The sequence below is a fragment of the Lelliottia sp. EB106-05-01-XG201 genome, assembly GCF_058791735.1.
In genome coordinates, this window is record NZ_JBYTDV010000001.1 from 1,446,414 (window position 1) to 1,467,297 (window position 20,884).

Annotated in this window: 21 protein-coding genes; 18 read left to right on the forward strand and 3 right to left on the reverse strand. The window is 57.1% G+C overall.

The genetic code is table 11. The features are described 5' to 3' along the window. The first annotated feature begins 5 nt into the window (after positions 1-5). Positions 6-284: a YfcL family protein gene (locus AC3WS9_RS06785; RefSeq protein WP_100779413.1), complete on the forward strand. Its 279-nt coding sequence runs from the start codon at positions 6-8 to the stop codon at positions 282-284. Positions 285-379: 95 nt separating this feature from the next. On the opposite strand, the gene mnmC is transcribed toward AC3WS9_RS06785, so the two are convergent. Continuing rightward, positions 380-2,392: a bifunctional tRNA (5-methylaminomethyl-2-thiouridine)(34)-methyltransferase MnmC2/FAD-dependent 5-carboxymethylaminomethyl-2-thiouridine(34) oxidoreductase MnmC1 gene (gene mnmC, locus AC3WS9_RS06790; protein ID WP_492487447.1), complete on the reverse strand. Its 2,013-nt coding sequence runs from the start codon at positions 2,390-2,392 to the stop codon at positions 380-382. 158 nt (positions 2,393-2,550) lie between these two features. Between mnmC and fabB the strand changes: the two genes are divergently transcribed. Together fabB and AC3WS9_RS06800 are read left to right on the forward strand one after the other, a co-directional pair. Then, positions 2,551-3,768, forward strand: a complete 1,218-nt coding sequence (gene fabB, locus AC3WS9_RS06795) for a beta-ketoacyl-ACP synthase I (protein WP_282493680.1) — start codon at positions 2,551-2,553, stop codon at positions 3,766-3,768. 65 nt (positions 3,769-3,833) lie between these two features. Further along, positions 3,834-5,012 (forward strand): MFS transporter, encoded by a 1,179-nt coding sequence (locus AC3WS9_RS06800; RefSeq protein WP_282493679.1) that lies wholly within the window; start codon positions 3,834-3,836, stop codon positions 5,010-5,012. A 76-nt stretch (positions 5,013-5,088) separates the two neighbouring features. Here the strand turns inward: AC3WS9_RS06800 and flk are convergent, their stop codons facing one another. Further along, on the reverse strand, positions 5,089-6,093 hold the full coding sequence (flk, locus tag AC3WS9_RS06805; RefSeq protein WP_492487450.1) for a flagella biosynthesis regulator Flk: 1,005 nt from the start codon (positions 6,091-6,093) through the stop codon (positions 5,089-5,091). A gap of 117 nt (positions 6,094-6,210) precedes the next feature. Between flk and pdxB the strand changes: the two genes are divergently transcribed. The 15 genes from pdxB to hisP all read left to right on the forward strand — a co-directional run bounded on the left by pdxB (position 6,211) and on the right by hisP (position 20,296). Continuing rightward, positions 6,211-7,347: a 4-phosphoerythronate dehydrogenase PdxB gene (gene pdxB / locus AC3WS9_RS06810; protein WP_492487452.1), complete on the forward strand. Its 1,137-nt coding sequence runs from the start codon at positions 6,211-6,213 to the stop codon at positions 7,345-7,347. 66 nt (positions 7,348-7,413) lie between these two features. Next, a complete protein-coding gene (locus AC3WS9_RS06815; protein ID WP_492487454.1) occupies positions 7,414-8,424 on the forward strand; it encodes an aspartate-semialdehyde dehydrogenase in 1,011 nt (336 codons plus the stop codon). Positions 8,425-8,426: 2 nt separating this feature from the next. After that, complete coding sequence (gene truA, locus AC3WS9_RS06820) at positions 8,427-9,239, forward strand: tRNA pseudouridine(38-40) synthase TruA (protein ID WP_492487457.1); 813 nt, start codon at positions 8,427-8,429, stop codon at positions 9,237-9,239. Between the two features lie 32 nt (positions 9,240-9,271). Further along, positions 9,272-9,931 (forward strand): DedA family protein, encoded by a 660-nt coding sequence (locus AC3WS9_RS06825; protein ID WP_282493674.1) that lies wholly within the window; start codon positions 9,272-9,274, stop codon positions 9,929-9,931. 154 nt (positions 9,932-10,085) lie between these two features. Then, a complete protein-coding gene (gene accD, locus AC3WS9_RS06830; RefSeq protein ID WP_282493673.1) occupies positions 10,086-10,991 on the forward strand; it encodes an acetyl-CoA carboxylase, carboxyltransferase subunit beta in 906 nt (301 codons plus the stop codon). Between the two features lie 69 nt (positions 10,992-11,060). Further along, positions 11,061-12,329 (forward strand): bifunctional tetrahydrofolate synthase/dihydrofolate synthase, encoded by a 1,269-nt coding sequence (gene folC / locus AC3WS9_RS06835; RefSeq protein WP_492487459.1) that lies wholly within the window; start codon positions 11,061-11,063, stop codon positions 12,327-12,329. After that, positions 12,319-13,014 carry a cell division protein DedD gene (gene dedD / locus AC3WS9_RS06840; RefSeq protein ID WP_282493671.1) on the forward strand — a complete coding sequence of 232 codons (696 nt, stop codon included), beginning with the start codon at positions 12,319-12,321 and terminating at the stop codon, positions 13,012-13,014. Before folC ends, dedD begins: the two co-directional genes overlap by 11 nt. A 247-nt stretch (positions 13,015-13,261) precedes the next feature. Continuing rightward, on the forward strand, positions 13,262-13,750 hold the full coding sequence (cvpA, locus tag AC3WS9_RS06845; protein ID WP_282493670.1) for a colicin V production protein: 489 nt from the start codon (positions 13,262-13,264) through the stop codon (positions 13,748-13,750). 35 nt (positions 13,751-13,785) lie between these two features. After that, on the forward strand, positions 13,786-15,303 hold the full coding sequence (purF, locus tag AC3WS9_RS06850) for an amidophosphoribosyltransferase (protein WP_100779425.1): 1,518 nt from the start codon (positions 13,786-13,788) through the stop codon (positions 15,301-15,303). 89 nt (positions 15,304-15,392) lie between these two features. Beyond that, positions 15,393-15,962, forward strand: coding sequence for a UbiX family flavin prenyltransferase (locus AC3WS9_RS06855; RefSeq protein WP_282493669.1), 570 nt, complete (start codon positions 15,393-15,395; stop codon positions 15,960-15,962). Between the two features lie 291 nt (positions 15,963-16,253). Continuing rightward, positions 16,254-17,036 (forward strand): lysine/arginine/ornithine ABC transporter substrate-binding protein ArgT, encoded by a 783-nt coding sequence (gene argT, locus AC3WS9_RS06860; RefSeq protein ID WP_095282776.1) that lies wholly within the window; start codon positions 16,254-16,256, stop codon positions 17,034-17,036. 211 nt (positions 17,037-17,247) lie between these two features. Next, positions 17,248-18,030 carry a histidine ABC transporter substrate-binding protein HisJ gene (hisJ, locus tag AC3WS9_RS06865; protein WP_095282775.1) on the forward strand — a complete coding sequence of 261 codons (783 nt, stop codon included), beginning with the start codon at positions 17,248-17,250 and terminating at the stop codon, positions 18,028-18,030. 85 nt (positions 18,031-18,115) lie between these two features. Further along, positions 18,116-18,802: a histidine ABC transporter permease HisQ gene (locus tag AC3WS9_RS06870; RefSeq protein ID WP_285146793.1), complete on the forward strand. Its 687-nt coding sequence runs from the start codon at positions 18,116-18,118 to the stop codon at positions 18,800-18,802. After that, positions 18,799-19,515 carry an ABC transporter permease gene (locus AC3WS9_RS06875; RefSeq protein WP_282493667.1) on the forward strand — a complete coding sequence of 239 codons (717 nt, stop codon included), beginning with the start codon at positions 18,799-18,801 and terminating at the stop codon, positions 19,513-19,515. The genes AC3WS9_RS06870 and AC3WS9_RS06875 overlap by 4 nt, the downstream gene beginning before the upstream one ends. Before the next feature lie 7 nt (positions 19,516-19,522). Next, positions 19,523-20,296 carry a histidine ABC transporter ATP-binding protein HisP gene (hisP, locus tag AC3WS9_RS06880; RefSeq protein WP_095282772.1) on the forward strand — a complete coding sequence of 258 codons (774 nt, stop codon included), beginning with the start codon at positions 19,523-19,525 and terminating at the stop codon, positions 20,294-20,296. A 40-nt stretch (positions 20,297-20,336) separates the two neighbouring features. Here hisP and AC3WS9_RS06885 read toward each other — a convergent pair whose 3' ends face one another. Next, positions 20,337-20,870 carry a GNAT family N-acetyltransferase gene (locus tag AC3WS9_RS06885; protein WP_492487464.1) on the reverse strand — a complete coding sequence of 178 codons (534 nt, stop codon included), beginning with the start codon at positions 20,868-20,870 and terminating at the stop codon, positions 20,337-20,339. Positions 20,871-20,884 lie beyond the last annotated feature (14 nt).

Sequence of the window (20,884 nt, forward strand, 5' to 3'; positions counted from 1 at the left end):
AGAAGATGATCGCAGAATTTGAATCACGCATCCTGGCGTTAATTGATGACATGGTGGAGCACGCCAGTGACGATGAACTGTTTGCCAGCGGTTATCTGCGTGGTCACCTGACGCTTGCTGTAGCCGAGCTGGAAGCGGGCGACGATCACTCACCGGAAGCGGTCCACGCTGAAGTGAGCCGTGGTCTGGAAAAAGCGATTCAGGCGGGCGAGCTTTCGCCGCGCGACCAGTCTCTGGTGCTGGGCATGTGGGACAATTTGTTTCAGCAGGCTAATTTGAAGTAGTGGCTTTTTGCCCGGTGGCGCTGCGCTTACCGGGCCTACAAAACCCTCTCCATCCCCATCTCCCTCTCCCGTGGGAGAGGGGCGGGGTGAGGGCATCAGACCGCACCCGGCTTCACCAACTTACCCTTCAATAATTTCCGCACCCACAGTCGATTCGGGTTCAATCCTGCCAGCGTAACGCCGTCCATCGGAATCGGCTCTTCACTCATCTGCGAGGCCAGAATTTCTGCCGCCAGCGGGGCGGTACACAATCCGCGTGACCCGAGCGCACCGAGCATAAACAGGTCTGGATAGACCGGGGCACTCACGGCTGTCTCACGATTTTCTGCAAGATTTTCATAGGCCGTCAGCGTCGCGGCGTAATCCGGTACGTTGCCGAGCATCGGCAGGTGATCGCGGGTGGCGCAGCGGATGCCGCAGCGCGCATCGCCATCGCTTACATCGACCTCTTTTGCCCACTCAGCCTGAGGGAAGCAATCGATCAGGCGCTGCCGGTTTAGCTGCTGATCCTCTTCGCTGTACTCCATTTCCGTCTCACCGCGATGATAGCTGGCCCCGATGCAGTGATGCCCATTCGCCGGGTTTTGCGGCGTCAGATAGCCGTCGTAGCACAGGACCTGACGAAGTTCTTTCAGATTCGGCGTGGTGGGAATATGACTCACCTGGCCGCCGACCGGATAGACCGGCAGGTTTTCTGTTTGCGGGAAATCGCCGATGCGATGACCGTTAGCCAGCACCAGGCTGGCGTGCTGTGCCTTGCTGCCATGAGCAAAACGCAGCTGCCAGCCGCCGTCGATGTTCTCCAGAGATTCCAGCGCATGTTCATAATGCACTGTCAGCCCTTGCGACTGGGCGAGTGCGATGGTCGCCGCGGTCAGCTGTGCCGGGCATAGCCAGCCGCCGAGAGGATAATGAATCCCGCAGCAGTCAATTTGCAGGCCGCTATTTTCCTGCACTTGTTGCGCGTTCACCGCCTCTGCGATTTGCGCGGGCATTCCCAGGCTCAGCATCTGGTCGATCTTGCGCTGGCTTTTTTCATCCCAGCCGAGCTGCGTCACGCCGCACCATTGATGGTCAAACTTCACCGGCAGGCTGTCGTAGAGACGTCTGGCGAAGGTAAAGGCCGCCGGGAAAAACTGGCTGAGGGCCGGATCGTGAGCGGTCAGAAGAGGATAGAGCGCGCCCTGGCGATTGCCGGAAGCACCCGCAGCGGGGGCGGGGTCAGCGCAGTATAACGTCACCTGCCAGCCGCGCTGGAGCAGGGCAAGCGAAAGCAGTGCGCTGGCGATACCGCCGCCAATAATCGCCGTTTCGCGTTTTTCCGCGCCGCTGCGGGCGAACCACGGGGCGCGCGCTGGCAGAGTCTTTTCCTGCTCCATCACGCCTGTCAGCATCTCTCGCTTACGGCCAAAGCCTTTGGTTTTACGCATGGTGAAACCGGCTTCCTGCAACCCACGACGCACAAACCCGGCGCAGGTAAAGGTCGCCAGCGTCGCACCGGGACGGGCCAGGCGCGCCATCGCGGAGAAAAGATTTGGGCTCCACATGTCCGGGTTTTTCGCCGGGGCAAAGCCATCCAAAAACCAGGCGTCGACTTTCTGATTCAGGGAGTCGTCGAGTTGGTCCGTTAGTTCGTTGATGTCCCCAAGCCACAGATCGAGTGTCACCCGTCCGCCGTCCAGCACCAGACGATGGCATCCGCCTGACGGCAGCGGCCACTGGGCCTGCAGCTGCTCGGCCCAGACGCGCAGTTCCGGCCAGTGCTCATGGGCCAGCCTCAGGTCGTGGGCGGTGAGGGGGAATTTCTCGAAACTGATGAAATGTAATCTTTGCAGCGTAGCCTCAGGGTGCGCCGCATGGAACTGGTCAAACGCCTGCCAGAGGGTGAGGAAGTTTAATCCGGTGCCAAAACCGCTCTCCGCCACCACAAACTGGCTGCGCGGATGCTCTGGAAAACGTGCGTTGAGCTGGTTTCCATCAAGGAAAACATAACGGGTTTCTTCCAGTCCGTTATCATTAGAGAAATAGACATCGTCGAAATCTCGGGAAACAGGTGTACCCTCAGCGTTGAACTCAAGGTTGGCGGGTTGTATGGCGTTTTGTTTCACGTAAGTTACTCGTCTGACAGGCAGTGGCACGATCTTAACGATGTGTGTTCGTTGGTGCAAATTTCCACAGAAATTGGCTGATCGGACTTGTTCAGCGTACAAGTGTACGCTATTGTGCGACTCGAAACTTAATATAGTATGACTTACAGAGGTATTGAATGAAACGTGCAGTGATTACTGGCCTGGGCATCGTTTCCAGCATCGGTAACAACCAGCAGGAAGTCCTGGAATCTCTGCGTGAAGGACGCTCGGGGATCACTTTCTCTCAAGAATTCAAAGATTCTGGTATGCGTAGCCACGTGTGGGGTAACGTCAAACTGGACACCACCGGTCTGATCGACCGCAAAGTGGTCCGTTTCATGAACGATGCCTCTATCTACGCTTACCTCTCAATGCAGCAGGCTGTAGAAGATGCTGGTTTGAAAGAAGAGGTTTACCAGAACAACCCGCGCGTGGGCCTGATCGCAGGTTCCGGCGGTTCTTCTAAATCTCAGGTGTTCGGCGCAGACGCTATGCGTAGCCCGCGCGGCCTGAAAGCGGTCGGTCCTTACGTTGTGACCAAAGCGATGGCGTCTGCAGTGTCTGCGTGCCTCGCAACCCCGTTCAAAATCCACGGTGTGAACTACTCCATCAGCTCCGCATGTGCGACTTCCGCACACTGCATCGGCAGCGCGGTTGAGCAGATCCAGCTGGGCAAACAAGATATCGTCTTTGCTGGCGGCGGCGAGGAGCTGTGCTGGGAAATGGCGTGTGAGTTCGACGCGATGGGCGCACTGTCCACCAAGTACAACGAAACGCCAGAAAAAGCCTCCCGTACCTATGACGCAAACCGTGACGGTTTCATCATCGCAGGCGGCGGCGGTATGGTGGTAGTTGAAGAGCTGGAACACGCTCTGGCACGTGGCGCGCACATCTACGCTGAAGTTGTCGGCTACGGCGCGACTTCCGATGGCGCAGACATGGTTGCTCCATCTGGCGAAGGCGCAGTGCGCTGCATGAAGCTGGCAATGGACGGCGTGGATACCCCAATCGATTACCTGAACTCCCACGGTACCTCGACTCCGGTCGGCGACGTGAAAGAGCTGGGTGCTATCCGTGAAGTCTTTGGCGACAACAGCCCGGCGATCTCCGCGACCAAAGCAATGACCGGTCACTCTCTGGGTGCCGCTGGTGTGCAGGAAGCGATCTACTCTCTGCTGATGCTGGAACACGGCTTCATCGCCCCAAGCATCAACGTGGAAGAGCTGGACGAGCAGGCTGCTGGCCTGAACATCGTCACCAAACCGACCGAGCAGGCGCTGACGACCGTTATGTCTAACAGCTTCGGTTTCGGCGGCACCAACGCCACGCTGGTGATGCGTAAACTGAAAGCGTAAGATTGACGCTGATGTGAAAAAAGGGAGCCCAACGGCTCCCTTTTTGTATTCGTTTGGAGTCATGAATGACTGCGCTAGCTCAAAAAGAAAAAACCTCGTCAGCGAATGTCTCGCTGTTTCGCATCGCCTTCGCGGTGTTTCTGACCTATATGACCGTCGGCCTGCCGCTGCCGGTGATCCCTTTGTTTGTTCATCAGGAGCTGGGCTACGGCAATACCCTGGTGGGCGTCGCCGTGGGGATTCAGTTTTTAGCCACCGTTCTGACACGCGGCTACGCCGGGCGACTGGCCGATCAGCATGGCGCAAAACGTTCTGCGCTGCAGGGGATGTTTGCCTGCGGGCTGGCGGGAGGCGCATGGCTGCTGGCGGCGCTGCTGCCGGTGGACGCCATCTATAAATTCGCGCTGCTGGTTGTTGGGCGTTTAATTCTCGGTTTTGGCGAAAGCCAGCTGCTGACCGGGACGCTCACCTGGGGCATGGGCCTGGTTGGGCCGACGCGTTCCGGCAAAGTGATGTCCTGGAACGGGATGGCGATCTACGGCGCGTTGGCCGCAGGTGCACCCCTGGGTCTGCTCATCCACAGCCATTTCGGTTACGCCGCGCTGGCGGGAACCACCATGGCGCTGCCGCTGGTGGCGTGGGCCTTTAACGGCTCGGTGCGTAAAGTGCCTGCCCACAAAGGCGAACGTCCGTCCCTGTGGAGTGTGGTCGGGCAAATCTGGAAGCCGGGTCTCGGGCTGGCGCTGCAGGGCGTCGGTTTTGCGGTGATTGGTACCTTTGTCTCGCTCTACTTTATGAGTCGCGGCTGGGCGATGGCGGGCTTTACTCTGACTGCGTTTGGCGGCGCATTTGTGCTGATGCGCGTCCTGTTCGGCTGGATGCCGGACAGGTTTGGCGGCGTGAAAGTCGCCGTCGTTTCCTTGGTCATCGAAACGCTGGGTCTGCTGCTGCTGTGGCAGGCGCCGGTGGCGTGGATCGCGTTACTGGGTGCGGCGTTAACCGGCTGCGGCTGTTCGCTCATCTTCCCGGCGCTTGGCGTGGAAGTGGTGAAGCGCGTAGCACCGCAGATTCGCGGAACCGCGCTTGGCGGCTATGCGGCTTTTCAGGATATCTCTTACGGGATCACCGGCCCGCTGGCAGGCGTTCTGGCAACGTCGTTCGGCTATTCGTCGGTGTTTCTGGCCGGGGCGGTTTCGGCGGTGGTGGGGATTGCGGTGACGATTATCGCGTTTTGGAAGCGGTGAAGGGGCTTGTCGGGTGGCGGCTGCGCCTTACCCGACCTACAAAACCCGTTAATTCGTAGCCGCCATCCGGCAAAAATTAGATAACCAGCCAGAACAGCGCCAGCGCAACCATCAGCGCAATAATCATCAGCCCAGGACGTGCGGAGATCGATTTTATCGTGTCCACCACCGGGGCAAACAGCGGACTGTAAATCGGCTGAATGTTGCGCGCTTCCGGCACGCCACTTTCAGGTTCGGCGCGGCGGATAAAGATCTGATTGAGCAAATCCTGAACCTGGGCGGTGGTCAGCACCGTTTGTGGCGTCGCCTGCCAGGTCTGCTGGGCGTAATCACGCACGGCTTCAAATTCACGGGGCTCCAGCGGCTGCTTGAGCGCCGCCTGCAGGGTATGCAGCGTGGGCGCGGTTTGTGTGCTCAGCGTCTGGCGAGCCTGCAGCCAGGTTACCAGATGGGTAAACTGTTTCGCCGGGATCAGCTCGCCGGCCTTCACGCCGGACAGCTCCAGCATCGACTGCCAGATAAGCTTGTTCGATTCGCCCGTGGCGGCCGCCAGTCGGGTAACCATCTGCTTGAGCGTATTATGCTCGGCAGGCTGCAGCGGACGCTCGGTGGCGGGGCGCTGCTGCGGCTGCGGAATCGACAGCTGATTACTTTGCAACAGTGTCAGCACGGTTTTCAGCTGGTCCGGCGTGAGCTGGCTCAGCGTCGTCTGGCCAAATTGCTGACGAATGAACTCACTCACCGCCTGGCGGTTATTCCCCTGACCTAACAGCTCGGTCAGCTGCGACACCACCTGGCGGGTGGTGTGATTTTGCTGCGCGGTGGTCAGGCGCAGATTCAGGTTTTGCTCGGCAGCAGGAAAATGGCGCGACAGCAGCGGGGTCTCGTTTTTCAGCCCGAGGTCATGTTTCATTCCCGCCCACACTTCCGCGCTCTGCTGCGAGGTCAACGCAACCAGACGGGTGATCAGACGCTCCAGCACCGTGCGCTGCATCGTCGATAACGGCTGTTCGCCAATGGCGGAAGGTGTTACGGGGCCTTCACCCGGAGGGCGCGGCGGCGTACCTGAAATGGGCTGCATCGTCAAAATCCTTAAAGTCATTACTCACCGTGAACCAGGCAAAGCGATCGGGTATGCCTGGCGGCGAGATTATGGCACACTTGGCAGGTTTTCTTCCTCTCAAACAGGTACTCTGTCGTGAAAATCCTCGTTGATGAAAATATGCCTTACGCCCGTGAGCTGTTTAGCCGCCTGGGTGACGTTAAGGCTGTTCCCGGTCGCCCGATCCCGCTGGCGGAACTGGATGACGCTGACGCGCTGATGGTGCGCTCGGTGACCAAAGTGAATGAGACGCTGCTGTCGGGCAAAAGCGTTAAATTTGTCGGCACGGCGACGGCAGGAACCGATCACGTGGATGATGCCTGGCTGGCGCAGGCGGGTATCGGATTTTCAGCAGCACCGGGCTGCAATGCGATTGCGGTCGTGGAATACGTCTTCTCCTCTTTACTGATGCTGGGCGAGCGCGACGGCTTTGCGCTGAAAGACCGCACGGTCGGCATTGTTGGTGTGGGAAACGTCGGCGGACGTTTACAGAAGCGTCTCGAAGCGCTCGGCATCCGCACGCTGCTGTGCGATCCGCCGCGCGCCGATCGCGGTGATGAAGGTGACTTCCGCACGCTTGATGAACTGGTCGAGCAGGCGGACGTGATCACCTTCCATACCCCGCTGTTCAAAGACGGCCCGTACAAATCCCTGCATCTGGCCGATGAGGCGTTTATTCGCCGCCTGAAGCCTGGCACTATTCTGATAAATGCCTGCCGTGGGCCGGTGGTTGATAACGCCGCGCTGCTGACCTGTCTGGAAGCCGGGCTGGATCTGAGCGTGGTGCTGGACGTCTGGGAGCCAGAGCCGGATCTCAACGTCACGCTGCTGAACCACGTCGATGTCGCCACGGCGCACATCGCGGGCTATACGCTGGAAGGTAAAGCGCGCGGCACGACGCAGGTCTTTGAAGCCTATAGCGCTTTTATCGGCCAGCCCCAGCAGGTTTCGCTGGATTGCCTGCTGCCCGCGCCGGAATTTGGCCGCATTACGCTGCACGGCCCGCTCGATGAGTCTTCGCTAAAAAGGCTGGTGCATTTAGTGTATGATGTGCGCCGCGATGACGCGCTGCTGCGAAAAGTGGCGGGCATTCCGGGTGAATTCGACAAACTGCGCAAGAATTACCTCGAGCGCCGCGAGTGGTCCTCCCTGTATGTCATCTGTGACGATGCCGATGCGGCAGCGTTACTGAATCAACTGGGTTTTAATGCCACGCATAACCCGGCGCGTTAATGTCTTCTTAATGCTCCCTGCCGGATAATCTGGCCGGGAGCTGTTTCATTTCTGGAGTAAACCACCATGTCTGAAGGCTGGAATATTGCCGTACTGGGTGCCACTGGCGCTGTGGGCGAAGCCCTGCTCGAAACACTTGCGGAACGTCAGTTCCCGGTGGGAGAAGTTTATGCCCTGGCGCGCGCGGAAAGCGCCGGGACCTCCCTGCGCTACGAAGGTAAAACCGTTCGCGCGCAGGACGTTGCGGAGTTTGACTGGACGCAGGCCCAGCTGGCGTTCTTTGCAGCGGGCACTGAAGCCTCAGCCGCTTACGCGGAAGAAGCGGCCAACGCCGGTTGTCTGGTGATCGATCTGAGCGGTCTTTTTTCGCTGGAGCCGGACGTGCCGCTGGTGGTGCCGGACGTTAACCCGTTTGTGCTCGCCGACTACCGCAACCGTAATATCATCGCTGTCCCGGACAGCCTGACCAGCCAGCTGCTGACGGCGCTGAAACCGCTGATCGACGACGGCGGCTTGTCACGTATCACCGTCACCAGCCTGCTCTCTGTCTCCGCGCAGGGTAAAAAAGCGGTCGATGCGCTGGCAGGGCAGAGCGCGAAACTGCTGAACGGAATTCCGGTCGACGATGACGATTTCTTTGGTCGCCAGTTAGCCTTCAACCTGATGCCGATGCTGGCCGATCGCGAAGGCAGCGTGCGTGAAGAGCGCCGTATCGTCGATGAAACCCGCAAAATTCTGCAGGATGATGGTCTGATTATCTCCGCCACCAGCGTGCGTGCGCCGGTCTTCTATGGTCACGCGCAGATGGTGAACTTCGAAGCCCTGCGTCCGCTGGCGGCGGAAGAAGCGCGCTATGCGTTCGAGCGCGGCGAAGATATCTCTCTGAGCGAAGAGACCGATTTCCCGACTCAGGTTGGCGATGCGACAGGCAACGCGCGTCTCTCCGTGGGCTGCGTGCGTAACGACTACGGCATGCCTGAGCAGGTGCAGTTCTGGTCTGTGGCGGACAACGTACGTTTCGGCGGCGCGCTGATGGCGGTCAAAATCGCTGAGAAGCTGGTGCAGGAGTATCTGTAAGGATGTCTGAAGTGGAACACAAGCCAGTGCATAGAATTGCCCTCGGGATTGAGTACGACGGCAGCAAATATTATGGCTGGCAGCGTCAGAATGAAGTGCGTAGCGTCCAGGAAAAGCTGGAAAAAGCGCTCTCTCAGGTGGCGAACGAACCGATCGGCGTGCTGTGCGCCGGTCGTACCGATGCAGGCGTACACGGTACGGGCCAGGTGGTGCATTTTGAAACCACCGCGGTGCGTAAAGATGCGGCGTGGACACTGGGCGTAAATGCGAATTTGCCTGGTGACATCGCGGTGCGCTGGGTGAAAGATGTGCCGGATGATTTTCACGCGCGTTTCAGCGCCACGGCCCGTCGCTACCGCTACGTTATCTACAATCAGCGTCTGCGTCCGGCAGTGTTAAGCCAGGGCGTGACTCATTTTTATGAGCCGCTGGATGCCGATCGTATGCATCGTGCCGCGCAGCATCTGCTCGGTGAAAATGACTTTACCTCGTTTCGCGCGGTCCATTGCCAGTCGCGCACGCCGTGGCGAAACGTGATGCACATTACCGTCAGTCGTTATGGCGCGTATGTGGTGGTGGATATCAAAGCCAATGCCTTTGTACATCATATGGTGCGGAATATTGTGGGCAGCCTGATGGAAGTAGGCGCCGGACACCAGCCGGAGAGCTGGATTGCAGAACTGCTGGCAGCGAAGGACAGAACGCTTGCGGCAGCAACGGCGAAGGCGGAAGGGCTGTATCTGGTCTCGGTAGATTATCCGGATCGCTTTGACCTTCCAAAACCGCCAATGGGCCCGCTATTTTTAGCGGACTAACGCAGTTGCAATTCAATTAAGGCTTAGACAATATGGACTTAATACGTTTTCTCATTGATTTCATCCTGCATATCGATGTTCATCTGGCGGAGCTGGTCGCGCAGTACGGCGTATGGGTGTATGCCATTCTGTTCCTGATTTTGTTCTGTGAAACCGGCCTGGTCGTCACGCCGTTTTTGCCGGGCGATTCCCTGCTGTTTGTCGCGGGCGCGCTTTCTGCTTTGCCGACCAACGATCTCAACGTCCACCTGATGGTGGTGCTGATGATCATTGCGGCTATTGTGGGCGATGCGGTGAACTACACTATTGGGCGGGTATTCGGTGAACGGCTGTTCAGTAATCCGAACTCGAAGATTTTCCGTCGCAGCTATTTAGACAAAACGCACGCATTCTATGAACGTCATGGTGGCAAAACCATCATTCTGGCGCGTTTTGTGCCGATCGTCCGCACGTTTGCCCCCTTTGTGGCGGGAATGGGACATATGTCCTATCGTCACTTCGCGGCCTATAACGTGATTGGTGCGCTGCTGTGGGTGCTGCTGTTTACCTACGCGGGCTACCTGTTTGGCGATCTGCCAATCGTGCAGGAAAATCTTAAGTTACTGATTGTTGCCATTATTGTGCTCTCAATCCTGCCGGGCGTTGTCGAAATTATTCGTCATAAACGTGCGGCGGCAAAGCAAGCGAAGTAAGTACGCATTTGCGGTTCGACCACTTTTTTATCCAAAGTTTCGGGCTGTTATGTTTTAATGTGCAACATTCATGGTCTGTTTGTGGCAAAAATGGCATTATGCGCCGCTTACAGCAAAACTGGCATACGACCAGGTTCAGGCAGAAAGGTTATCAATGAGCTGGATTGAACGAATTAAAAGCAACATAGCCCCAACCCGTAAGGCGAGTATTCCTGAAGGGGTGTGGACCAAGTGTGACAGCTGCGGCCAGGTCTTGTACCGCGCTGAGCTGGAACGCAATCTTGAGGTGTGCCCGAAGTGTGACCACCACATGCGTATGTCGGCGCGTAATCGCCTGCATAGCCTGCTGGATGAAGGTTCCATGGTTGAACTGGGTAGCGAACTTGAGCCAAAAGATGTACTGAAGTTCCGTGACTCCAAGAAATACAAAGACAGACTGGCTTCTGCTCAGAAAGAGACCGGCGAGAAAGACGCGCTGATCGTGATGAAAGGCACCCTGCACGAGATGCCGGTTGTCGCTGTGGCCTTTGAGTTCTCCTTTATGGGCGGCTCAATGGGTTCCGTCGTCGGTGCGCGTTTCATCCGTGCCGTTGAGCAGGCTCTGGAAGACAACTGCCCGCTGATCTGCTTCTCCGCCTCCGGTGGTGCACGTATGCAGGAAGCGCTGATGTCACTGATGCAGATGGCGAAAACCTCTGCAGCGCTGGGCAAAATGCAGGAACGCGGTCTGCCGTATATCTCCGTTCTCACCGACCCTACCATGGGCGGCGTATCGGCGAGCTTTGCGATGCTGGGCGATCTGAACATCGCTGAACCGAAAGCGCTGATCGGCTTTGCCGGTCCACGCGTTATCGAACAGACCGTGCGTGAGAAACTGCCGCCGGGCTTCCAGCGCAGTGAATTCCTGATCGAAAAAGGCGCTATCGACATGATCGTTCGCCGCCCGGAAATGCGCCTGAAACTGGCAAGCATCCTGGCGAAGCTGATGAATCTGCCGTCGCCAAGTCCGGACGAACCGCGTGAAGGCGTGGTCGTGCCGCATCAGGAACCCGAAGCCTGATAACTCAAAAAGGGCAGGGCCAGACGGCGCTGCCCTTTTGCTTTCTAACCTAAAATGAAAGTGCGTATCATGGAAAAACAAATGATTCCCCAAGCCACGTCACCCCTGGTCACGTGGCTTTCTTATCTGGAAAATCTCCACAGTAAAACCATCGATATGGGACTGGACCGCGTGAGCCAGGTCGCTGCGCGTTTAGACGTCCTCAAGCCCGCGCCGTTCGTCTTCACCGTGGCGGGAACCAACGGCAAAGGCACAACCTGCCGCACCATCGAATCGATGCTGATGGCCGCCGGTTACAAGGTGGGTGTTTACAGTTCTCCGCATCTGGTGCGCTACACCGAGCGCGTGCGTGTGCAGAATACCGAGCTGCCGGAATCGGCGCACACCGCCTCTTTTGCGGAAATCGAAGCCGCGCGCGGTGAGATTTCGCTCTCCTATTTTGAGTACGGGACGCTCTCCGCCCTGTGGCTGTTCAAACAGGCACAGCTGGACGTGGTGATCCTCGAAGTCGGTTTAGGCGGACGCCTGGACGCCACTAACATGGTCGATGCCGACGTCGCCGTCGTGACCAGCATCGCGCTGGATCACACGGACTGGCTGGGGCCAGACCGCGAAAGCATTGGTCGCGAAAAAGCGGGCGTTTTCCGCGCCAACAAACCTGCCGTGGTGGGTGAGCCGGATATGCCGAACACCATCGCCGATGTGGCGCAGGAGAAGGGGGCGCATCTGATGCGCCGCGGCGTTGACTGGCAGTATGAGGTGTCGGCTGAGGGCTGGCGCTTTAGCGATGCTCAGGGCGTGCTGGATAATCTGCCGTTGCCGCAGGTTCCGCAGCCGAACGCCGCTACCGCGCTGGCGGCCATTCGCGCCAGTGGACTGGCGGTGAGCGAACAGGCGATCCGTGACGGTATTCAGAATGCGCTTCTGCCGGGACGTTTTCAGATTGTCAGCGAGTCTCCGCGTCTGATCCTGGACGTGGCGCACAATCCCCATGCCGCGGCCTACCTCGCAGAACGACTCAAATCCCTGCCAAAAACCGGGCGAGTGCTGGCGGTTATCGGTATGCTTCATGATAAAGATATTGCTGGCACGCTGCCCTGCATGGAGAGTGTCGTCGATTGCTGGTATTGTGCTCCACTGGAAGGCCCACGGGGCGCGTCTGCCGAACAGTTGATGGAACATCTCGCGCAGGGCGAAGCTTATGAAAACGTGGCGCTGGCATGGCACGCCGCGATGGCGGATGCTAAACCTGAAGATACCGTGCTGGTGTGTGGATCGTTCCACACCGTAGCGCATGTCATGGAAGTGATGGAGGCGGGGAGAACCGGTGGCAAGTAAGTTTCAGAACCGTTTAACAGGAACCATTGTGCTGGTTGCGCTGGGAGTGATTATCCTCCCGGGACTGCTCGACGGGCAGAAAAAACATTATCAGGATGAGTTCGCGGCGATCCCGCTGGTGCCGAAACCCGGCGATCGCGACGAGCCCGACATGCTGCCTGCGGCCACGCAGGCGCTGCCTGCTCAGCCTCCGGAAGGGGCGGCAGAAGAGGTGCGTGCCGGAGATGCGGCGGCACCGTCGCTCGATCCCTCTCGTTTGACGGCAAGCAACACCGGCGAACTGGACCCAGTTCCGGAACCGGTCGTGCAGCCTAAGCCTGCCGCGAAACCGGCGGACAAGCCCCAGCCGAAACCACAGCGTGATAAAGCCAGCGAGCAGATTGCCGCTGCGGCAGAAGCGCCGCCGGAAAAACCGGTTCAGGAAGAGAAACCTGCGCCGACCGGGAAAGCGTACGTGGTGCAGCTTGGGGCGTTGAAAAATGCCGATAAAGTCAATGAAGTGGTGGGTAAACTCCGCGGGGCAGGATATCGGGTTTACACTTCACCTTCGACGCCGGTGCAGGGTAAAATCACCCGCATTCTGGTCGGCCCGGATGCCTCGAAAGATAAGCTGAAAGGGTCGCTTGGCGAGCTGAAGCAGATCTCCGGGTTGAGCGGTGTGGTGATGAATTATAGCGCGAACTGATAGGCGCTTACTGCCCTCACCCTAACCCTCTCCCCATAGGGGAGAGGGAACTGATCGGTGCGGTCTTTTCTCCCTCGCCCCTTTGGGGAGAGGGCCGGGGTGAGGGGCAAAAGAACGGACGGCGTTGAGCATTTTTTCAGCGCCTTTTTTATTTACGCGCGGGAAGGAAATCCCTACGCAAACGTTTTCTTTTTCTGTTAGAATTCGCCCCGAACTGGATGACAGGGCGTTTAATCGTGGGACACATATGGTCTGGATTGATTACGCCATCATTGCGGTGATAGGTTTTTCCTGTCTGGTTAGCCTGATCCGTGGCTTTGTTCGTGAAGCGTTATCGCTGGTGACATGGGGTTGTGCTTTCTTTGTTGCCAGTCATTACTACACTTACCTGTCTGTCTGGTTCACGGGCTTTGAAGATGAACTGGTCCGAAATGGAATCGCCATCGCGGTGCTGTTTGTCGCGACGCTTCTCGTCGGCGCTATCGTGAACTACGTGATAGGTCAGCTGGTCGAGAAAACCGGTCTGTCAGGAACGGACAGGGTACTGGGGATCTGTTTTGGTGCGCTGCGAGGCGCGCTGATCGTGGCAGCGATTCTGTTCTTCCTTGATACCTTTACCGGGTTTTCAAAAAGCGAAGACTGGAGCAAGTCCCAGCTGATTCCACAGTTCAGCTTCATCATCAGATGGTTCTTTGACTATCTGCAAAGCTCGTCGAGTTTCTTGCCCAAAGTGTAATCACTTTGAGATGTGGCTTAACGAGGAAAAGACGAATGTGCGGTATTGTCGGTATCGCCGGTTTCATGCCGGTAAACCAGTCTATTTATGACGCGTTATCGGTGCTTCAGCACCGTGGCCAGGATGCAGCAGGCATCATTACCATTGATGCCAACAACTGTTTCCGTTTACGCAAAGCGAATGGCCTGGTCAACGATGTATTTGAAGCCCGCCATATGCAGCGCCTGCAGGGCAATATGGGGATTGGCCACGTTCGTTATCCTACTGCTGGCAGTTCCAGCGCCTCTGAAGCACAACCTTTCTACGTCAACTCTCCGTATGGCATCACGCTTGCCCACAATGGCAACCTGACCAACGCGCACGAGCTGCGTAAAAAGCTGTTTGAAGAGAAGCGTCGCCACATTAACACCACCTCTGATTCTGAAATCCTGCTCAATATCTTTGCCAGCGAGCTGGATAACTTCCGCCATTACCCGCTGGAAGCAGACAACATTTTTGCCGCCATTGCCGCGACCAACCGCCAGATCCGTGGCGCGTATGCCTGCGTGGCGATGATTATCGGCCACGGTATGGTGGCGTTCCGCGACCCTAACGGCATCCGTCCGCTGGTGCTGGGTAAACGCGATCTGGGCGATGGCCGTACCGAGTACATGGTCGCCTCCGAAAGCGTAGCGCTGGATACTCTGGGCTTTGAGTTCCTGCGCGACGTCGCACCGGGCGAAGCTGTCTACATCACCGAAAAAGGCCAGCTGTTTACCCGCCAGTGCGCGGAAAACCCGGTCAGCAATCCGTGCCTGTTCGAATATGTGTACTTCGCCCGTCCGGACTCGTTCATCGACAAGATTTCCGTGTACAGCGCGCGTGTGAACATGGGCACCAAGCTCGGTGAGAAGATTGCCCGTGAGTGGGACGATCTGGATATCGACGTGGTCATCCCGATCCCGGAAACCTCCTGCGATATCGCCCTGGAAATGGCACGAATCCTGGGTAAACCGTACCGTCAGGGCTTCGTGAAGAACCGCTACGTGGGCCGCACTTTTATCATGCCGGGCCAGCAGCTGCGTCGTAAGTCCGTGCGTCGTAAGCTCAACGCCAACCGCGCTGAGTTCCGCGATAAGAACGTGCTGCTGGTGGACGACTCCATTGTGCGCGGCACCACGTCTGAGCAGATCATCGAGATGGCGCGTGAAGCGGGTGCGAAGAAGGTCTATCTGGCCTCTGCTGCGCCGGAAATTCGCTTCCCGAACGTCTACGGAATCGACATGCCGACCGCCAACGAGCTGATTGCTCACGGTCGCGAAGTGGATGAGATTCGCCAGATCATCGGCGCTGACGGCCTGATTTTCCAGGACCTGAGCGATCTGATTGACGCCGTACGCGCCGAGAACCCGGATATTCAGCAGTTTGAGTGTTCGGTCTTCAACGGCATCTACGTGACTAAAGACGTTGATCAGCAGTATCTCGACTATCTCGACTCGCTGCGCAACGACGATGCGAAAGCCGTGCAGATGCAAAACGATCTCGAAAGCTTAGAGATGCACAACGAAGGCTAAGTCTTCGGCTGGTGAGGGCGGGTGCCCTCACTTGCAACTCCCCGCAAAATCCTGCAAAGTCTGCCCGAGATGCAAGTAAGGGCGAAATCATGAAACAACTCATTGTAGGGATCTCCGGTGCCAGCGGTGCCATTTACGGCGTACGACTGCTGGAAGTGCTGCGCGACGTAGCGGATGTCCAGACCCATCTGGTGATGAGCCAGGCGGCGCGTCAGACCCTCTCCCTCGAAACCGATTTTTCCCTGCGCGACGTTCAGGCCCTGGCCGACGTGGTGCACGATGCCCGCGATATCGCCGCCAGCATCTCTTCTGGCTCGTTTAAAACCGCCGGGATGGTTATCCTGCCGTGCTCCATCAAAACGCTCTCCGGCATCGTGAACAGCTATACGGACACGCTGGTGACGCGCGCCGCCGACGTGGTGCTGAAAGAGCGCCGCACCCTGGTGCTCTGCGTGCGTGAAACGCCGCTGCATCTCGGCCATTTGCGCCTGATGACCCAGGCGGCGGAGCTGGGCGCGGTGATTATGCCGCCGGTGCCGGCGTTTTATCATCGCCCGCAAACGCTGGACGACGTGATCAACCAGACGGTCAATCGCGTACTGGATCAGTTTGACATCGACCTGCCGGAAGATCTCTTCGCCCGCTGGCAGGGCGCATAACCCGTTGCCCGTTTTGGGTGCATGATAAGCCTGGTTGCCCCGTTGCGGGGCAATTATGCAACCGCGATCATATCCTCGACATTTAATTCGTTTTTTCCCTTTCTCCCTCTCCGGTTCGTTTGGCAGACCTGCTATCTTTCCTTATTAAGGCAATATCGCAACGTTTTATTAACATATTTAACGTCGAATTTTTGACCCGTCGGCAATATGGCATAAGACCTGCAAGAGAACGCCTGATACACAACACACAACATAAACCATAAGAAAATCACGACACTTGAGGGTAAATGTATGAAGAAGACGGTTCTGGCTCTGTCTCTGCTGGTGGGATTAAGTGCGGCAGCGAGCAGCTATGCGGCACTTCCTCAGACAGTGCGTATCGGTACTGACGCCACTTACGCGCCATTCTCGTCCAAGGATGCGAAAGGCGACTTCGTCGGCTTTGATATCGATCTGGGAAATGAAATGTGCAAGCGCATGCAGGTGAAATGCACATGGGTGGGCAGCGATTTTGATGCGTTAATCCCGTCGCTGAAAGCCAAGAAAATCGATGCCATTATCTCTTCACTCTCCATTACTGAAAAACGTCAGCAGGAGATTGCCTTCTCTGACAAGCTCTACGCGGCGGACTCCCGTCTGATCGCGGCGAAAGGCTCCCCAATCCAGCCAACGATCGAATCGCTGAAAGGCAAACACGTTGGCGTGCTGCAGGGCTCCACGCAGGAAGGTTTTGCTAACGCCGACTGGCGCGAAAAAGGCGTCGATGTGGTCGCGTACCAGAACCAGGATCTGATCTATTCTGACCTGGCTGCAGGGCGTCTGGATGCGGCATTCCAGGACGAAGTGGCGGCGAGTGAAGGCTTCCTGAAACAGCCTGCGGGTAAAGAGTTCGCCTTTGCCGGTCCGTCGGTGAAAGACAAAAAATACTTCGGTGACGGCACCGGAATTGGCCTGCGTAAAGACGACAAAGAGCTGAAAGCGGCCTTCGACAAAGCCTTTGCTGAACTGCGCAAAGATGGTACCTACGACAAACTGGCGAAGAAATATTTCGACTTCAACGTATACGGTGATTAATCGTCACTGACGGGGTGTTCGGATGTGTTGGATCCAAAATGGTGCAAAAAGCGCACCATTTTGGGTCGTCAAGTGCATAGTTAAGCACTTATGATGCAAAAATTTCCATCTGGCGGGCATTATACTTTGCCTTGCTAAGGGGATTAATGGCACATTAACGACACTCCCCCGTCGTAAAATCCCGTAAGAAGACAGTCTGTTGAGGATAAACATGAAAAAACTGGTGTTGTCGCTTTCTCTGGTGCTGGCCTTTTCCAGCGCTACCGCTGCTTTTGCCGCCATTCCGCAAAAAGTGCGTATCGGTACCGATCCGACTTATGCCCCGTTTGAATCGAAGAATTCGAAAGGTGAACTGGTCGGTTTTGACATCGATATCGCCAACGAGCTGTGCAAACGCATCAAAACGCAATGTACCTACGTTGAAAACCCGCTGGATGCGCTGATCCCCTCGCTGAAAGCCAAAAAAATCGACGTGATTATGTCCTCCCTCTCCATCACCGAAAAACGTCAGCAGGAGATTGCCTTCACCGACAAACTCTATGCCGCGGATTCGCGTCTGGTGGTGGCTAAGTCTTCTGACATTCAGCCAACGCTGGAGTCCCTGAAAGGCAAACGCGTCGGCGTGCTGCAGGGCACCACCCAGGAAACCTACGGCAATGAACACTGGGCACCAAAAGGGATTGAAATCGTCTCTTATCAGGGCCAGGAAAACATCTACGCTGACCTGACCGCAGGCCGTATTGACGCTGCGTTCCAGGACGAAGTGGCTGCCAGCGAAGGTTTCCTCAAGCAGCCGGTCGGGAAAGATTATAAGTTCGGCGGTCCGTCCATCAAGGACGAGAAACTCTTTGGCGTCGGCACCGGCATGGGCCTGCGCAAAGAGGACAACGAACTGCGTGAAGCACTGAACAAAGCCTTTGCCGAAATGCGTGCAGATGGCACTTACGAAAAACTGGCGAAGAAATACTTCGACTTTGATGTCTACGGCGGCTAATCGCCCCGTTATATAACGTGCGCCCCCTCCCGCGTTTCGGGAGGGGAAAAGACACGGTGTGACCACTCACGACAGGGCAGGCCTTATGCTGTACGGATTTTCTGGCGTTATTTTACAAGGCGCGCTCGTCACTCTTGAACTGGCCCTCAGTTCAGTGGTGCTGGCGGTGCTGATAGGCCTGGCGGGTGCGGGAGCGAAACTCTCAAGTAATCGGGTACTGGCGCTGATTTTTGAAGGCTACACCACGCTGATTCGCGGTGTACCCGATCTGGTGCTGATGCTGCTCATTTTCTACGGTCTGCAAATCGCGCTCAACAGCGTGACGGATGCCGTTGGGATGTCGCAAATTGATATCGACCCGATGGTGGCCGGTATTATCACCCTCGGCTTTATCTACGGCGCCTATTTCACGGAAACCTTCCGTGGCGCGTACATGGCCGTACCCAAAGGCCACATCGAGGCGGCAACCGCCTTCGGTTTTACCTCCTCACAAATCTTCCGTCGGATCATGTTCCCGGCCATGATGCGCTTTGCCTTACCGGGCATCGGCAACAACTGGCAGGTGATCCTCAAAGCGACGGCGCTGGTTTCCCTCCTCGGGCTGGAAGATGTGGTGAAAGCCACGCAGCTTGCGGGCAAGAGCACCTGGGAACCCTTCTATTTTGCCGTGGTGTGCGGCGTGATTTATCTGGTGTTTACTACCGTCTCCAATGGTGTGCTGCTTCTTCTCGAACGTCGCTACTCCGTGGGTGTGAAGAGGGCTGACCTGTGATTGAGATTATTCAGGAATACTGGAAATCGCTGCTGTGGACCGATGGCTATCGCTTTACCGGCGTGGCGATCACCCTGTGGCTGCTGATTTCGTCTGTGGTGATGGGCGGGATTCTGGCGGTGTTTTTGTCCATTGGCCGCGTGTCGGAAAACAAATACATTCGCTTCCCAATCTGGCTGTTCACCTATGTGTTTCGCGGTACGCCGCTGTACGTTCAGCTGCTGGTCTTTTACTCCGGGATGTATACGCTGGAGATCGTCAAAGGCACCGAAATGCTCAACGCGTTCTTTCGCAGCGGCCTGAACTGTACCGTGCTGGCGCTGACGCTGAACACCTGCGCTTATACCACCGAGATCTTCGCCGGGGCCATCCGCTCTGTGCCGTACGGTGAGATTGAAGCAGCGCGCGCCTACGGCTTCTCGTCCGTGAAACTTTATCGCTGCATTATCATGCCATCGGCGCTGCGTATCGCCCTTCCGGCGTACAGCAACGAAGTGATTCTGATGCTGCACTCTACGGCGCTGGCGTTTACCGCCACCGTGCCGGATCTGCTGAAAATCGCGCGTGATATTAACTCGGCGACTTACCAGCCCTTTACCGCCTTCGGCATCGCCGCGGTGCTGTATTTGATCATTTCGTACGTCCTGATTAGCCTGTTCCGTAAGGCAGAAAAACGCTGGTTGCAGCACATGAAACCCACTTCGACGCACTGAGAAAACGATGTCTGAAAATAAATTAAACGTTATCGATCTGCACAAACGCTACGGCGAACATGAAGTGCTGAAAGGGGTATCGCTCACGGCGAATGCGGGCGATGTGATCAGTATTATCGGCTCATCCGGTTCGGGAAAAAGTACCTTCCTGCGCTGCATTAACTTCCTCGAAAAACCGAGCGAAGGCTCGATTATCGTCAGCGGGCAGAATATCAATCTGGTGCGCGACAAAGACGGGCAGCTGAAAGTGGCGGATAAAAATCAGCTGCGTCTGCTGCGCACGCGCCTGACGATGGTCTTCCAGCACTTTAACCTCTGGAGCCACATGACGGTGCTGGAGAACGTGATGGAAGCGCCGATTCAGGTTCTCGGCTTAAGCAAACAGGAAGCGCGCGAGCGCGCGGTGAAATACCTGGCGAAAGTGGGGATCGACGAGCGCCAGCAGATTAAATACCCTGTGCATCTGTCCGGCGGTCAGCAGCAGCGCGTCTCTATCGCCCGTGCGCTGGCGATGGAGCCGGAAGTACTGCTGTTTGATGAGCCGACTTCTGCGCTCGACCCTGAGCTGGTGGGCGAAGTGCTGCGCATTATGCAGAAGCTCGCCGAAGAGGGGAAAACGATGGTGGTGGTGACGCACGAGATGGGCTTCGCCCGTAACGTCTCTAACCACGTGATCTTCCTGCATCAGGGTGTCATCGAAGAGCAGGGGCATCCGGACGAGGTGCTGGCGAACCCGAAAAGCCCGCGTCTGCAGCAGTTCCTGAAGGGATCGCTCAAGTAGTTTTGTCGCCCGGTGGCGCTGCGCTTACCGGGCCTACGAGTTATGTAGGCCGGGCAAACGCAGTGCCGCCCGCGCCACACTCCAGCCGATAAACCCAGTCGTCATACCGAACGCCATCGATCTCATAGGCCTGTTCCAGCACCTGAGTGCGCACAAAACCCATCTTTTCCAGCACCCGCACGGAACCGGCGTTATCTGCCAGCACGTAGGCATTGATCGCTTTCACGCCCGTCTGAGTGAATGCATAGTCGCACACCGCGCGCAGCGCCTCGCTGGCAATGCCTTTGCCCTGCGCCTGCGGGATCACCGTGTAGCCGATATCCGCCTCTTCCCGATACTTCGCACTGATTTGCAGGCCGATATCGCCGAGCGGCGTGTCATCATGACGGGAGCGGATCACGAAGGTATGCGGTGCCGCGAGGCGGATGGCGAACAACCGTCGCGTCTCTTTTTCAGGGGCGATGGCCGCCATGTAGCGCATGATGGCGCGGTCTTCGCGCAGCGAGCGGAAGAATGCCCAGTCGGAGGGTTTGAAGGGGGAAAGCTGAAGTCGGGGAGTGGTGATTGTCGCCATAGTGTCGCCATTCT

Excerpts from the sequence above, each read along its gene's own strand:
- AC3WS9_RS06870 (WP_285146793.1), top strand. The coding sequence starts at position 18,116 with ATGCTGTACGGATTTTCTGGCGTTATTTTACAAGGCGCGCTCGTCACT.
- accD (WP_282493673.1), top strand. The coding sequence starts at position 10,086 with ATGAGCTGGATTGAACGAATTAAAAGCAACATAGCCCCAACCCGTAAG.
- AC3WS9_RS06885 (WP_492487464.1), bottom strand. The coding sequence starts at position 20,870 with ATGGCGACAATCACCACTCCCCGACTTCAGCTTTCCCCCTTCAAACCC.
- purF (WP_100779425.1), top strand. The coding sequence starts at position 13,786 with ATGTGCGGTATTGTCGGTATCGCCGGTTTCATGCCGGTAAACCAGTCT.
- hisJ (WP_095282775.1), top strand. The coding sequence starts at position 17,248 with ATGAAAAAACTGGTGTTGTCGCTTTCTCTGGTGCTGGCCTTTTCCAGC.
- flk (WP_492487450.1), bottom strand. The coding sequence starts at position 6,093 with ATGCAGCCCATTTCAGGTACGCCGCCGCGCCCTCCGGGTGAAGGCCCC.
- AC3WS9_RS06855 (WP_282493669.1), top strand. The coding sequence starts at position 15,393 with ATGAAACAACTCATTGTAGGGATCTCCGGTGCCAGCGGTGCCATTTAC.
- AC3WS9_RS06825 (WP_282493674.1), top strand. The coding sequence starts at position 9,272 with ATGGACTTAATACGTTTTCTCATTGATTTCATCCTGCATATCGATGTT.
- AC3WS9_RS06815 (WP_492487454.1), top strand. The coding sequence starts at position 7,414 with ATGTCTGAAGGCTGGAATATTGCCGTACTGGGTGCCACTGGCGCTGTG.
- folC (WP_492487459.1), top strand. The coding sequence starts at position 11,061 with ATGGAAAAACAAATGATTCCCCAAGCCACGTCACCCCTGGTCACGTGG.
- AC3WS9_RS06785 (WP_100779413.1), top strand. The coding sequence starts at position 6 with ATGATCGCAGAATTTGAATCACGCATCCTGGCGTTAATTGATGACATG.
- cvpA (WP_282493670.1), top strand. The coding sequence starts at position 13,262 with ATGGTCTGGATTGATTACGCCATCATTGCGGTGATAGGTTTTTCCTGT.
- argT (WP_095282776.1), top strand. The coding sequence starts at position 16,254 with ATGAAGAAGACGGTTCTGGCTCTGTCTCTGCTGGTGGGATTAAGTGCG.
- truA (WP_492487457.1), top strand. The coding sequence starts at position 8,427 with ATGTCTGAAGTGGAACACAAGCCAGTGCATAGAATTGCCCTCGGGATT.
- AC3WS9_RS06800 (WP_282493679.1), top strand. The coding sequence starts at position 3,834 with ATGACTGCGCTAGCTCAAAAAGAAAAAACCTCGTCAGCGAATGTCTCG.
- hisP (WP_095282772.1), top strand. The coding sequence starts at position 19,523 with ATGTCTGAAAATAAATTAAACGTTATCGATCTGCACAAACGCTACGGC.
- fabB (WP_282493680.1), top strand. The coding sequence starts at position 2,551 with ATGAAACGTGCAGTGATTACTGGCCTGGGCATCGTTTCCAGCATCGGT.